Source organism: Achromobacter sp. 46006 (genome assembly GCF_059761975.1).
The window spans coordinates 87,799-100,991 of record NZ_JCBANN010000010.1; the positions used below are offsets into that span (position 1 = coordinate 87,799).

Below are 13,193 nucleotides of genomic sequence, written 5' to 3' on the forward strand. Positions count from 1 at the left end.
GCACGCCGCCGCGGCGGCCACCCGGCGGCGGTCGCCGTGGCGGCATGGCGCGGTGTCGTCCTGCGGCGCGCGCGGCGCCGCCGCGCCATCAGGTGCCCACGCGCAGCGGGCCGGTCAGCTTGCGCAATGCGGCGATCACGCTTTGGGCGGTGATGCGGCCGGTCTTGGGATTGGCCGACGGAATGTTCTGGATCTCCATCGAGAACGAAGCCGAATCGGACACCACTTCGACCCGGTGGACGTTGCGTTCCAGCGTGGGGTCGGCCCAGATCTCCAGGGTGGTGCGGTCCGGGCCGATGCCGGCCAGCGACACGCTCACGGCCACGTTGAGGTTGGCCGGGAAGCCCACCGCCGCCTCGCGCGGCGAACCGCGGAAAATCAGGCGCGGCTCGGTGATGCCGTCGATATCGATGTTGTTGTCGACCAGGTAGGGCGCGCCCAGCAGACCGCGCACCGGCTTGCGCGTGATCATCGTGACCGAGTGGATCTCGCCCTCGGCCGCGGCGGTGATCGCGTCCAGGCCCAGGATGGCGCCCGACGGCACCATGATCTGGCCATGGTGGCGGCGCGCCAGCTCGATCAGGTCATCGTGGCGCAGCAGCGCGCCGGAACTCAGCACCACCAGCTTCTTGCCGGCCCGCAGGACCGGTTCGGCCAACTCGCGGAACACGGCGGCGGGCGCGCATTCGACCACCACGTCGCAATGTTCCGCCAGTTCGCCGATGGTGGTGAACACCGGTTTGGCGTTGCGCCAGGCCACCGCGGGCGCGGCCTGGGGATCGCGCACCGCCACCGCGGCCAGCGTCAGGCCGGGCAGGCCGGCATCCAGGGAGTGCGCCACGGCCTGGCCGATGGCGCCGAAGCCGGCGATGCCGACGCGGGAACTGTTCATGGAAGATTCCGGAAGAGGGCGCGGCGCGCCGCGCGGTTGTGGGAGGCCGGCCGTTGGCGGATCGCCGGCAGGGTCGCCGGTCAATGTAGCGACGGCTCGGGCAGGCGTCAATGCGCGGCGCCAGCGTGACGCGGGGGGCGGGGGCGATCAGGCCGCGCGCAACAGCGGCCGCGCGCCGCGCGTGACCCACAACAGCAGCAGCGCCGCCAGCAGCGAGGCCGCGCCGGCGCCGGCCATGGCGGCATGGAAACCATCGGCCAGTGCATCGGCGAACAACGCCATCACGCCCTCCGGTTGCGCCGGCAGCACATGCCGGGTGACCGCGGCGCGCGCCACCGCCAGCGCGTCCGCCTGGCCCAGCCGCGTCAGCGCCGCGGCCAGGTGGTCGACCGCGCGGCCGCTCATCAGCGCGCCGAGCAGCGCAATGCCGATGGTCATGCCGGTTTGGCGCAGCGCGTTCATGGTGGCCGAGGCCATGCCCGAACGCTCGCGCGGCACAGTCGCCATCACCGCCATGCTGGTGGCAGGCACCGCCAATCCCATGCCCAGGCCCAACAGGACCATCAGCGAGCCAGACAGCGCATAGGGCGTGTGCGCGTCGAAACTCATCATGCCGAGCATGGCCGCGCCGACCAGGCCGTAACCGGCGATCATCAGCCGCGGCAGGCCGAAGCGCGGGTTCAGCCGGCCAAACACCGTCGACACGATTCCGGTGGCCACGAATTGCGGTGCGAGCTGCCAGCCCGCTTCCAGCGGTGACAGGCCGCGCACGTGCTGCAGATAGAGCGAAAAGAAGAACAGGCTGCTGTAGGCGCCGAATCCCATCACGAACGACGCGAAGTTGGTGCTGGCGAAGCCGGCGTCGCGGAACAACCCCAGCGGCAGCAGGGGGCGCGCCACGGTGCGCTCGACCCACAAAAACGCGACCAGCCCGGCGGCCGCCACGGCCAGCGCGGCGACGGTGGCCGGTGCCTGCCAGCCATGCTCGCCGGCGGTGATCAGGCCATAAGTCAGCGCGCCCAGCCAGACCACGCTCAGGGCCTGGCCGGCCGGATCGAAGGCGGCATGTTCGGGATGCGCGCTTTCCTGGATGCCCCAGGCGCCCAGCGCGATCGCCAGCGCGCCCACCGGCAGGTTGATCAGGAAGATGCTCTGCCAGTTGAAATGCGCCACCAGCAGTCCGCCCAGCATCGGGCCGACGATCAGCGAGATGGCATTGCAGGAAGCCCACAGGCCAATGGCGCGGGCGCGTTCGCCGGGGTCGGGAAAGGCCTGCGTCAGCAGGGACATGGCGCCCGGTATCAGCAGCGCGCCGGCCACGCCCTGCACCGCGCGGCCGGCCAGCAACAGCGGCAGGTTGTCGGCCAGGCCGCAGAAGGCCGAGCCCAGCGTGAACAGCGCCACGCCGGCAAGCCACGAGCGCTTGCGGCCATAGCGATCGCCCAGCGGGCCGGCCGACAGCATGAAGGCCGACAGGAACAGCGCGTAGGCGTCCACCACCCATTGCAGGCCGGCCATGTCGATGCGCAGCGCGGCCTGCATGGTGGGCAGGGCGACGTTGACGATGCTGATGTCCAGGATGGTGATGAAGCTGCCCAGGTTGACGGCGAAAACCAGGGCGCGGCGGCGGGATGCAAGCATGCGGAAGGGGCGGGAAAGGGAGGGAAAGCCCATTCTAGTAAATAAAGAGACGCATTCCCAAATGGCGCGTCAGGCGCGTTCTCTACACTGTGCTGACCGTTGAAAATGAAAGCATCGCCGCGCTGGCGGGCAGCGGCCATGCGGGACGGGCCTATTTCAGGATGCGCGCATCCATGCTGTTGTCGGCCAGCGCCTGTGCCTGGGCCCGGCTCATGCCCAGGTGCTCGTACAGCGCATGGAAGTTCTCGGTGACGTAGCCGCCGAAGTAGGCCGGGTCGTCGGAATTGACCGTGACCTTCACGCCGGCGTCCAGCAGCGACAGGATGTTGTGCTGCGACATGTGTTCGAACACGCGCAGGCGGGTGTTCGACAGCGGACACACGGTCAACGGGATCTGCTCGTCGATCAGGCGCGCCATTAGGCGCGGGTCCTCGGCGGCGCGCACGCCGTGGTCGATGCGCAGCACTTTCAGCAGGTCCAGCGCTTCCCAGATGTATTCGGGCGGGCCTTCCTCGCCGGCGTGTGCCACGGCCGGCAGGCCTTCGGCGCGGGCACGGTCGAAGACGCGCTGGAACAGGCGCGGCGGAAAGCCTTTTTCGCTGCTGTCCAGGCCGACGGCGATGAACGCGTCGCGATAGGGCAGCGCTTCTTCCAGCGTGCGCATGGCCGCTTCCTCGGGCAGGTGGCGCAGGAAGCTGAGGATCAGGCCGCTGCTGATGCCGAGCTTCCTGCGGCCGTCTTCCAGCGCCTGGCTGATGCCGTCCAGCACCACCTTGAACGGCACGCCGCGGTCGGTGTGGGTCTGCGGATCGAAAAAGGGCTCGGTGTGCACCACGTTCTGCTCGTGGCACTTGACCAGGTAGTCCCAGGTCAGGTCGTAGAAGTCCTGCTCGGTGCGCAGCACGTCGGCGCCACGGTAATACAGGTCGAGGAATTCCTGCAGATTGCCGTAGTCGTAGGCCGCGCGCAGGGCATCCATGTCGGGCCACGGCAGCGCCACGCCGTTGCGGCGGGCCAGCCGGAACAGCAGCTCGGGTTCGAGCGTGCCCTCCAGGTGCAGGTGCAGTTCCGCCTTGGGCAGTGCATTGAGCCAGTCGTACATGGGTGCTCCTAAGTCGAGGTATTGATGGCCTGCGCCACGGTGTCGGCGAATGCGCGGGCCTGGCGGCTGCCGGGCCGGGCGGTGATCCACGGATAGGCCGACCCAGTCGGTCAGCGCGGCGATGCGCCGATTATTGACCCGCGCCCGGTCCTTGGCAACGCGCCCCTGGCGTTTCGGTATAGTTCGTCGCCAGGGAGGGCTGGCGTGCCATGCGCATGATGACAACACAGCAGGACGGGCGGCCGGCGGCCGCGCGACGGTGGGCGATGGCGGGGCCGCTGCTGGCGGCGCTGGCCGGCTGCGGCGTCTCGACCGTGGACGAGGTGCGGGTGGCGTGGCCGCCATTCAAGGACGGCACGGCGCTGGTGCTGCCGTCCGACCCGGCGCAGTGCCCGGACCTGTCCGGCACCTACCGCGTGGCCGGCGAATTGCGCTCGGGCGAGGCCGCCGCTGGCGTGGCCGACCTGCGCCGTTTCCTGGCCTATACCCTGGAACTGCCGGGCCTGCCGGACACCGCGGAACACGCCTGGCGCCCGACGCCGGCCGCCAGCGTCACCTTCAAGCCGGTGGCCGAGGGCTGGCGGGTGCTGGCCGACGACGGCCAGGGCGGCCGCTTCAGCGGCCTGCTGCCCAGGCGCGACGGCATGGACCCACCGGTGGACGGCCCGCGCGCGGCCGGGCCTGGCGCCCGGCATGCAGGCGGTTGCACCCAGGGCCGTTTCTGGATCAGCGCCCGGCGCGACTGGCACCAGTACGAATCCATGGGCGTGTTTCGCACCGTGGCGCTGCTGCGGCCGCAGGCCGGTGGATTGCTGGTGAGCGTGCAGCGCGAGTCGCACAGCATCGGCCTGCTGCCCTGGTATTCGTCGGATGAGGTGCGCTCGCAGTATTGGTTCGGGCGGTCGGCCGCGGGCCGGTAGCCATCGGGTAACCGCCCGCATCCTCGCGGGCTTTCCGGTTCGATTTCGCCGCCCGCTCGCGGTACGATCCTGGCTGACTTCGATTTTTCAGGATTGCCATGCGACAGAATGCACTTCGCGCCCGAATCGATCCCCTGGCGCGCGCCGTCCTGGCCGCGACCTTGAGCGTTGCCGCCTTGGGCGCCGCCCAGGCCCAGTCGCCTGCTTCCGCCACCGGTACGCGCAGTACCGGGGCCCAACCTTCTTCGCCCGGGCCGGTGCTGACGCCCAAGCGCAGCTTCGACGAGCCGGCCGCGGCGGCCGCCAGCCCTGCGGCCGCTCCGGCGGCGACGCCTGACGATTCGCGGACCTCCCCGCCGACGAACGTGCGCGTGCCCGACGCCGCGCCCGCGGCGGCGCCGGCCCACGTTCCCGCCGCAACCGCCGCTCCCGCCGCGCCCACGGTCATCATCCCGACCGAACTCGACACCAAGGCGTGCATCGCCAAGCTGCGCAAGGGCGCCACCGCCAACGGCCTGAGCCTGGCCGACTGGGACAAGTACACGGCCAAGGCCAAGCTGTTGCCCACCACCGTCGCGTCGGCCCAGGGCCAGCCCGAGGGCCGCGAGACCTGGTGGGACTACATCGCCAAGACCGTCGACGATGAGCGCGTCGCCGATGGCCGCGCCGTCATGGCCAAGTACGGCGCGCAACTGAATGCCATTGGCCAGCAGTACCAGGTGGACCCGGCCACGCTGGTCGCCATCTTCGGCATCGAGACCAACTATGGCCGCCAGGTCGGCAAGACCGACGTGCTCAATGCCTGGCTGACGCGCGCCTGCACCGAGAACAAGACGCTCTGGGAAAAGAACGCCTACGCCTCGGTGCGCCTGCTGCGCGACGGCGTGGTGCCGGCCGACAACTTCGTCGGCTCCTGGAGCGGCGCCTTCGGCATGACGCAGTTCATCCCCACCTCGTTCTACGAGCTGGCGGCCGACGGCGACGGCGACGGCAAAATCGATCTGTACAACTCGCTGCCCGACGCCCTGGCCTCGACCGCCAACCACCTGCGCAAGCGCCGCGCCAAATGGACCCACGGCCTGCCGGCGGTGGTGGAGGTGCGCGTGCCGGCCGACGTTGCCGCCGCCATTCCGCCCGCGCCCGACGCCGAATACGTCGGCTCGCAGGACCGCCGCAGCATCGCGCAGTGGGCCCAGGCGGGGCTCAAGCAGGGCGACGGCTCCGCGCTCAAGCTGGCCGGCGGCAATGACCAGCAGGCCTACCTGTTCGCGCCCACAGGCGCCAAGGGCCCGGTGTTCCTGGCCACCGTCAATTTCGACGCGATCCTGCACTACAACCAGTCGCGCCGCTATGGGCTGGCGGTGGCGTTGCTGCTGAACCGCCTGCAGGGCGGCCCGGCCCTGGCCACGGCTTGGCCGACGGACGACCCCGGCCTGTCGCGCGCGCAGATCAAGGAAGTGCAGGAGATGCTCAACGCCCGCGGCTATGACGTCGGCACCGCCGATGGCATTCCCGGGGCCAAGACCCGCGACGCGGTGCGCGCCGAGCAGGAAAAGCGCAACCCGCCGCAGGACGGCCGCGTCGGCAAGCGCATCTACGACGCGCTCAAGGCCAAATGAGCGCCGCCGATCCCGCGCAAGCTGTCGACGGCGGCGGGGCCGTGGTCTCGGGCACCCAGGGTTACGGCGAAAACGCCGCGGCCCTGGCCGAGCAGTACGAGAGCATCGCTTTCGCGGATGTGCATCGCGACGTGGCGCACCTGATCCCGGCGACGCCGTCGCGCATCGCCGACATCGGCGCCGGCTCGGGCCGCGATGCCGCCGCGCTGGCGCGCATGGGCCACCAGGTGGTGGCGGCCGAGCCCACGCCCGAACTGCGGCGCGAGGGCCAGCGCCGCCACGCGCTGCCCAACCTGGAATGGGTCGATGACGCCTTGCCCGAACTTGCAGGCCTGCAAGGGCGCGAGTTCGACGTGATCATGCTGACCGCCGTCTGGATGCACCTGGACGCGGACGAGCGCGCTCGCGGCATGGCGGCGCTGGCGGCCCTGCTGGCGCCCGGCGGCCAGATCCTGATGTCGCTGCGGCACGGCCCGGTGCCGCCCGGCCGGCGCATGTTCGACGTGTCGGCCGAGGAGACCATCGCGCTGGCGGCCGGGCATGGCCTGTCGGCGCATCACCTCGCCAGGCGCGAAGACATGCTGGACCGCGCCGACGTGCGTTGGAGCTTCCTGGGCCTGAAGCGCGGCTAGCGGGGAAGGCCAGGCCGCCGCGCCGACGCGACCGGCACCCGCCGCGATGGCCGCGCTTTGCGCCGCGTACCGCGACGCCTGCGGTGTGTCCACGGTGCGAAAGCGCGATGGCATGCGGGGGCGGGCATGGATATGATGCAAGGACACCGTTTGTGTCCATGCTTCGAGATCATGCCGTCCGCCTTGCTACCCGAATCCTTCGTCACCCGGCGCCTGCGCGCCGAGCGCATGTCGTCGACCCATCTGCCCTTCATCACCGCGATGCACGACGACGCCGCCCTGATGGCAACCATGGGCGGCACCCGCGACGCCACGGCCAGCCGGCGCTACGTCGAGCACAACATGCTGCATTGGGCCGAACATGGCTACGGCATGTATGTGCTGCGCGAGCGCGACAGCGGCGTGCTGGCCGGCCGCGCCGGCCTCAAGCTGGCGCTGTCGGGCAAGATCGAGCGGGTCGAGATCGCATATGCCTTCGCGCCTTCTTGCTGGGGCCGGGGCTACGCCTCGGAAATCACCCGCGCCCTGCTGGCGCTGGGATTCGAACGCCTGCCGGTGGACGCGCTGAGCGCCGTGGCGATACAGGCCAACGCCGCGTCGCTGCGCGTCATGGAGAAATGCGGGATGCATTGGATCGAGACCACCGGCGAAGGCGAGGCGCGCAAGCTGCGCTACGAGATCCGGCGCCAGCAATGGCGTGCGTTGGCGGACGAAGCGGCGCCGATCGGCGCTAACATGCGCTCATGAGTCCCGCGAATACCCCCGATACCCCGAACACCACTGCACCCGTCGACGACGATCCGCCGCCAGTACCGCCCGAGGCCCCCGCGCCCGAGGAATGCTGCAATAGCGGCTGTATCCCCTGCGTCTACGATACCTACAACGAAGCCATGGACGAATACCGCGCCGCGCTCAAGGCGTGGCGGGCTCGGCACGGCGAGGCGGGGTAGGGGGCAAGGACCGCCTGAGTGCGCAGTCGCAAGTCATGCGACGGGCCGCAAGTCAGAAATCCACGCTGACCGCCAGCTTGACCGTGCGTGGCGCGCCGACGGAGGAGAAGCCGTTCCACGTGCCTGACCAATAGCGCTGATTGAAGGCATTCTCCACGCCCGCACGGAAAGCGACAGGGTGCGCCGCCAGCCGGGTGACGTACCGGGCGCCCAGATCGCCCCGAGTCCAGGCCGGCAATTTCTGCGTATTGGCGTTGTCGGCATATTGCCGGCCTGTGTGGATGGCCGCGGCCTGCAGCGTGAGGCCGGGCAACCATGGGGTATCCCATTCGGCGCCCAGGTTGACCAACCAGGTGGGAACGCCCATGGCCGTCCTTCCGTCCAGCAGCCCGGCGCGGGTCCGTGTGTTGATCGCCTTGAGATAAGTCGCTCCGCCCAGCAAGCGCAATCCCGGTGTCACCGCGCCGGCGATGTTCCATTCAAGGCCACGATTGCGCTGTTCTCCGTCGGGCGCATATCTGTTGCTGCCGTTGTCCTTGATGGGACTCGGACGGGTGGTCTGGAATAGGGCAAGGGATGATCGTGGTAGAGGGTTGCCAGCGAAGGAGGGGGAGGGATACGCGGGGGCGTGCATGAGCGGGGACGTCAGGCTTCTGACCTGCCAAACCGCATCTGATGATCTTTTTTGATTAAGAGTTAATCACTTCGATTAAAATAGGCTGCCCATGCTGACAGTACCCCTCTGGAGATACAAGATGAGTCCCGCAACCAAGGTGCTGACCGCACATGTGCCGCTTCCGTTGGCCGAGAAGGTCGATCAGATGGCTGCGCGCCTGGACCGATCTCGCGGCTGGATCGTGAAGCAGGCACTGTCCGCTTGGATTGCCCAAGAGGAGGAACGTGACAAGCTCACCCAGCAAGCGCTTGCTGACGTGGATGCTGGTCGGGTTGTGGATGACCAAGCCGTGCAAGCCTGGGCGGAGAGCCTGGGCTCTGACCAGCCATTGCCGCTGCCGCGATGATGGAAATGAAGTGGACCAGCAAGGCGCTTTCCGATCTGGCGCGCTTGCATGAATTCCTGGCGGCGGTGAATAGGCCCGCGGCCGTACGGGCTGTGCAAGCGCTGGTCAAGGCTTCAAGTGTTTTGCCGACCAACTCCCGCATTGGCGAGCAGCTATTTCAGTTCGAACCGCGCGAGGTACGCAGGATATTGGTCGGGGAGTACGAAATACGTTACGAGATCCGGGATTCGATCATCTACGTATTGCGACTGTGGCACACCCGGGAGAACCGCTGACGGCCTCAGCCCGCCAGCTTCATATGGATGATCGGCCGCGGCCGCCCCGCGGCATCGGTTTCCGAACGGCCCACGTCTTCAAAGCCATAGTGCTTGTAGAACCCATGCGCCTGCGGATTCTGTTCGTTTACGTCGACCCGCAGGCTGCCGTGCAGCGACAGCGCGAAATTCAGCAGGCGCCGCCCGGCGCCCTTGCCGCGCTTGTTGGCGTCGACGAACAGCATCTCGACCTTGTTGCCGTTCAGGCCCATGAAGCCGGCGACCTCGCCGGCATCGTCCTCGCAGACCCACACGCGCACCGATGGCAGGTGGGTGTTGAGCACCTGCGGGTACATGGCCTGGATTTCCTTTTCGGACAGGAACGTATGGGTGGCGCGCACCGAACGGAGCCAGATATCCACCAGGGCGAGATCGTCGCCGTGGTTGCGTTCTCGGATGTTCATGTCAGGCGCTAACTAATGTCCGGAGCGGTGGATGTCGGTCGCCGCCAGGACGGTTTCCATTTGCACAGTATGCGCGAAAACGAAGCGGTCCCCGTACACGGTTTCATCCGGAAACTCGGAGATCAGCGCCATCGGCAGCGCTTCCCGGTCGGTCTCCGTGACCTGCACGGGGATGCCGTTCAGCACATCGAATCCGGTTTCGAGCGCGTGCGCGTGGAATAGTTCAAGCTGGCGCGCATTGAATTCGACCAGGCCGGGCACGTTGCGGGCCAGCCGCGCCGTCACGCCCTCGATCAGGCGGCGGGCGCGCTCGCGCCAGCCGGGGTGGTGGCGCAGCACCAGGAAGAAGCCCTTGGGGATGGTCCACAGCTCGAAGTTGCGCGGCAGGTAGCCCGACAGGGGACGGGTCCACTCGTGGGCCGGGTAGCCGTGCAGGTTGATGTGCAGTTGCGCGCCGCTGATGGCGTGCGCCTGGTGGCGGCCTTCGCGCTCGAAGAACGGCGCGTGTTCGCGGTAGGCGATGTCGTCGCCCAGCGCGCTGTAGCGCGAGGCGTGCAGCATGTGGCGCGGATGCTGTTCGCGCAGGCGGTTAAAGAGCGCGTAGCCGTCCGGATTTTCGGCGGCGATCAGCGCGAAGTGGGCGTCGCCGCGCGCCTTGAGCGCCTGCGCGGCGCGCAGCGCGCCGACCACGCCCGAGGTTTCGTTGGCGTGCTGCGCGCCCGAGATGAACACTGCCGGGCCGGGGCCGCGCAGGTAGGTGCCCAGCACCGGGCGGCCCTGGCGCGATATCGCCTGGAAGCTGTCGCCGCCCAGCGCGGCCATGCAGCCGGCGATCTGCCCGGCCGCCAGCGGCTGGCGCAACTCGGCCAACGGCGCGTCCAGCGCCACGGGCGCCAACGGCGCCACCGGCGCGAAGGGTTCCAGCGTTACCAGCACGCGCGCCGCGCCGTCGTGGCGGCGGATGTCGGGGATGATCTGGCCGGGCTGCAGGCCGCGGTCGCCGGAGGGGCGGCCGGAGTGATGCTGGAAGTGTTCCAGCAGCGTGAAGTACAGGTCTTCGTGCAGGGCCTCGAAGGTGCTGACGATTTCTTCGTCCACCGGCAGCGCGAAGTCCATGCCGGGCAGGTCGACGCGGATTTCCAGGCGGTCGAAGTACGGTTCGTGCGCGCCCCAGGCATGGTTGCGCACCGTGTCGACGATGCTGCGGAAGGCCTGCTGGTACTCGGTGGCCTGGGCCGCGTCGGTCTGGATGGCGCCGTTGGCGTCGCGCACGCGCAGCCAGCCGGTGGGCGACAGCTCGGGCGTGCCGTCCTGCCCCTGGCCCAATTGGTTGGGCGCGAACACGCGGTCCTGGCGGCGGCGGCCGTCGGCGTAGGTCAGGGTGACGTCATAGTGCAGGTCGGACGCGCCTGGTTTCATGGTCACGCGCACGCCCTGCAACAGCGCCACCAGCGGATAGGCTTCCAGCGTGAAGCGCTTGGCCAGGGCATGCTCGTGCAGCGGGTAGCGCAGCTCGACCGCAGCCAGGCCATCGCGTTCGACTTCTTCCAGGAAGTAGTGCAGCAGCGGTTTGTAGGCGCTGCGAAAGCGCGCCGTCACGCCGGCCTGCGCCAGCCGCGTCTCGGCCTCGCGGCGCGCGTCGACGCCCTCGAACAGCCAGCCTTCGACGGTCGCGCCGCGCCAGGCCGGCGCCTTGTAGGCATGGATCCAGGCGTCCAGGGTGCGGTCGAATGTCTTTTCCAGCAATGCCATCGTCGGTAATCCTCTAGTGCCTTGCAGGCCGTCCCCGCCGCCGGATCGCGCCGGGACGGGGGCACACATTTACACCTTGCCGGTGGGGTCCAGGCGATCGCGCAGCCAGTCGCCCAGCAGGTTCAACCCCAGCACTGTCAGCATGATCGCCAGGCCGGGGAACACGCTCACCCACCACGCCGTCTGCATGTAGGTGCGGCCATCGGCCAGCATACCGCCCCAGCTCGGGATCATGGGGTCGACGCCCAGGCCCAGGAAGGTCAGGCTGCTTTCCAGCAGGATGTTGTTGGCGACGTTCAGCGTCATCAGGATCACCAGCGGGCCCAGCAGGTTGGGCACGATGTGATGGCGGATCATGGCCAGGTCGCGCACGCCGAAGGCGCGCGCCGCCAGCACGAACTCGCGTTCGCGCAGCGCCAGCACCTGGGCCCGCACCAGGCGCGCATACTGCACCCACTGCGAGACGATCATGAAGAAGATCACGTTGAACAGGCCGCCGCCCAGGATGGCGATGAAGGTGATGGCCACCAGGATGAACGGCAGCGCCAGCTGCACGTCGGCAAAGCGCATCACGATCATGTCCCAGAAGCCGCGGTAGTAGCCGGCGATCAGGCCCATGACGATGCCGAGCAGGGCGCCGCCCAGCACCGACGCGAAGCCCACCATCAGCGAGATCTTGCCGCCGACGATGACGCGCGCCAGCACGTCGCGGCCCAGCGGGTCGGTGCCGAATGGGTGGGCGGCGCTGGTGAAGGGCGCCATCAGGCGGGCGGTCAGGTCCATGGACTCGCCGCCATCGGGAAACAGCCAGCCCGAGGCCAGCACCAGCACGATCATGACGCCGGTCAGGGCGGCGCCCAGCACGAATTCCAGCGAGCGGTAGCGGCTGCGCGGCTTGATTGCCTTGGGGGCGGCGGGGGAAGTAGTGGTCTGCATGGGGCTCACCGCGTGCGGATACGGGGATCGACGATGCCGTAGGCGATGTCGACGATCAGGTTGACCAGGACGATGACGGCGGCCAGCACGGTGACCGTGCCTTGCAGCACCGGGTAGTCGCGGCCGGAGATGGCGTCGAACGCCAGCGTGCCCAGGCCGGGCCAGTTGAACACCATCTCGATGACGACGATGCCGCCGATCAGGCCGCCGAATTGCAGGCCCAGGTAGGTGATGAGCGGAATGGCGCAATTGCGCAGCGCGTGCTTGTACAGCACGATGCGTTCCTTCAGGCCCTTGCTGCGGGCCACCATGATGTACTGCGCCGACAGCGTCTCCAGCATGGTGGTGCGCACCAGGCGGATGTTGGTGGCCGACAGGATGATGGCCATGGTCAGCGACGGCAGCACCAGGCTGGCCGCACCGCTCCAGCCCGACGGCGGCAGCAGCGGGAAGGTGATCGACAGCAGCAGCACCAGCATCAGCGCCAGCCAGAAGTTGGGGAACGACAGCCCCACCAGCGACAGGATGCGGATGGCCTGGTCGGTGGGCTTGCCGCGCTTGATGGCGGCCTGGATGCCCAGTGGCAGCGAAATCAGGATCGAGGCGATCAGCGAGGTGAACGCCAGCATCAGCGTGGCCGGCAACGCATCGCCGATCAGCTTGGCGACCGAGGTGCCGCCCATGAAGCTGCGGCCGAAGTCGCCGTGCAGCAGGCCCTGCATGTAGCTCAGGTATTGCTCGTGGAACGGCCGGTTCAGGCCCAGCGCCTGGCGGATGTTGGCCAGGTCCTGCTCGGTGACGCTGCCCGAGCCCTGGCTGAGCATCAGCGCGGGGTCGCCGGTCAGGCGCACGGCATACGAAACGAGCAGCGTCACGGCCACGATCACGAAGACCGCCTGCAACACGCGTTTAATCAGAAATCCGGTCATGAGGCTCCGCCAGGGCTTTCGCCCCGGCGAATCAGTAGGGTTAATGCGTCAAATACTTCACAGACATCGCGACGCCCAAT

15 protein-coding genes are annotated in these 13,193 nt (G+C 68.6%); 7 read left to right on the forward strand and 8 right to left on the reverse strand.

The genetic code is table 11. The annotated features are described in order from the left end of the window. Positions 1–88: 88 nt before the first annotated feature. From AC6LKG_RS08160 to AC6LKG_RS08170, 3 genes are all read right to left on the reverse strand, one after another. Positions 89–892, reverse strand: a complete 804-nt coding sequence (locus AC6LKG_RS08160; RefSeq protein ID WP_498163849.1) for an aspartate dehydrogenase — start codon at positions 890–892, stop codon at positions 89–91. Positions 893–1,039: 147 nt separating this feature from the next. Continuing rightward, a complete protein-coding gene (locus tag AC6LKG_RS08165) occupies positions 1,040–2,533 on the reverse strand; it encodes an MFS transporter (RefSeq protein ID WP_498163850.1) in 1,494 nt (497 codons plus the stop codon). 151 nt (positions 2,534–2,684) lie between these two features. Then, positions 2,685–3,635 carry an adenosine deaminase gene (locus tag AC6LKG_RS08170; RefSeq protein ID WP_498163851.1) on the reverse strand — a complete coding sequence of 317 codons (951 nt, stop codon included), beginning with the start codon at positions 3,633–3,635 and terminating at the stop codon, positions 2,685–2,687. 215 nt (positions 3,636–3,850) lie between these two features. On the opposite strand from AC6LKG_RS08170, the gene AC6LKG_RS08175 reads away from it, so the two are divergent. From AC6LKG_RS08175 to AC6LKG_RS08195, 5 genes are all read left to right on the forward strand, one after another. Further along, complete coding sequence (locus AC6LKG_RS08175; RefSeq protein ID WP_498163852.1) at positions 3,851–4,555, forward strand: hypothetical protein; 705 nt, start codon at positions 3,851–3,853, stop codon at positions 4,553–4,555. A 98-nt stretch (positions 4,556–4,653) separates the two neighbouring features. Further along, complete coding sequence (locus tag AC6LKG_RS08180; protein WP_498163853.1) at positions 4,654–6,174, forward strand: lytic murein transglycosylase; 1,521 nt, start codon at positions 4,654–4,656, stop codon at positions 6,172–6,174. Beyond that, positions 6,171–6,806 (forward strand): class I SAM-dependent methyltransferase, encoded by a 636-nt coding sequence (locus AC6LKG_RS08185; protein WP_498163854.1) that lies wholly within the window; start codon positions 6,171–6,173, stop codon positions 6,804–6,806. Before AC6LKG_RS08180 ends, AC6LKG_RS08185 begins: the two co-directional genes overlap by 4 nt. A gap of 171 nt (positions 6,807–6,977) precedes the next feature. Further along, positions 6,978–7,553 (forward strand): GNAT family N-acetyltransferase, encoded by a 576-nt coding sequence (locus AC6LKG_RS08190; protein ID WP_498163855.1) that lies wholly within the window; start codon positions 6,978–6,980, stop codon positions 7,551–7,553. Further along, positions 7,550–7,756, forward strand: a complete 207-nt coding sequence (locus AC6LKG_RS08195) for an oxidoreductase-like domain-containing protein (protein ID WP_498163856.1) — start codon at positions 7,550–7,552, stop codon at positions 7,754–7,756. The genes AC6LKG_RS08190 and AC6LKG_RS08195 overlap by 4 nt, the downstream gene beginning before the upstream one ends. Positions 7,757–7,808: 52 nt before the next feature. Here the strand turns inward: AC6LKG_RS08195 and AC6LKG_RS08200 are convergent, their stop codons facing one another. Beyond that, the gene (locus tag AC6LKG_RS08200; protein ID WP_498163857.1) at positions 7,809–8,390 is read right to left on the reverse strand and encodes a TonB-dependent receptor domain-containing protein; all 582 of its coding nucleotides are present in this window, start codon (positions 8,388–8,390) and stop codon (positions 7,809–7,811) included. A gap of 121 nt (positions 8,391–8,511) precedes the next feature. Between AC6LKG_RS08200 and AC6LKG_RS08205 the strand changes: the two genes are divergently transcribed. Beyond that, a complete protein-coding gene (locus AC6LKG_RS08205; protein WP_498163858.1) occupies positions 8,512–8,778 on the forward strand; it encodes a CopG family ribbon-helix-helix protein in 267 nt (88 codons plus the stop codon). Between the two features lie 5 nt (positions 8,779–8,783). Continuing rightward, the gene (locus AC6LKG_RS08210) at positions 8,784–9,053 is read left to right on the forward strand and encodes a type II toxin-antitoxin system RelE/ParE family toxin (RefSeq protein WP_223203203.1); all 270 of its coding nucleotides are present in this window, start codon (positions 8,784–8,786) and stop codon (positions 9,051–9,053) included. Between the two features lie 5 nt (positions 9,054–9,058). Here the strand turns inward: AC6LKG_RS08210 and AC6LKG_RS08215 are convergent, their stop codons facing one another. The 4 genes from AC6LKG_RS08215 to AC6LKG_RS08230 all read right to left on the reverse strand — a co-directional run bounded on the left by AC6LKG_RS08215 (position 9,059) and on the right by AC6LKG_RS08230 (position 13,113). Further along, complete coding sequence (locus tag AC6LKG_RS08215; RefSeq protein WP_498163859.1) at positions 9,059–9,496, reverse strand: acetyltransferase; 438 nt, start codon at positions 9,494–9,496, stop codon at positions 9,059–9,061. Positions 9,497–9,508: 12 nt separating this feature from the next. Next, a complete protein-coding gene (locus AC6LKG_RS08220) occupies positions 9,509–11,248 on the reverse strand; it encodes a M14 family metallopeptidase (protein ID WP_498163860.1) in 1,740 nt (579 codons plus the stop codon). 69 nt (positions 11,249–11,317) lie between these two features. After that, a complete protein-coding gene (locus tag AC6LKG_RS08225; RefSeq protein ID WP_498163861.1) occupies positions 11,318–12,184 on the reverse strand; it encodes an ABC transporter permease in 867 nt (288 codons plus the stop codon). A 5-nt stretch (positions 12,185–12,189) separates the two neighbouring features. Beyond that, a complete protein-coding gene (locus AC6LKG_RS08230; protein WP_498163862.1) occupies positions 12,190–13,113 on the reverse strand; it encodes an ABC transporter permease in 924 nt (307 codons plus the stop codon). Positions 13,114–13,193 lie beyond the last annotated feature (80 nt).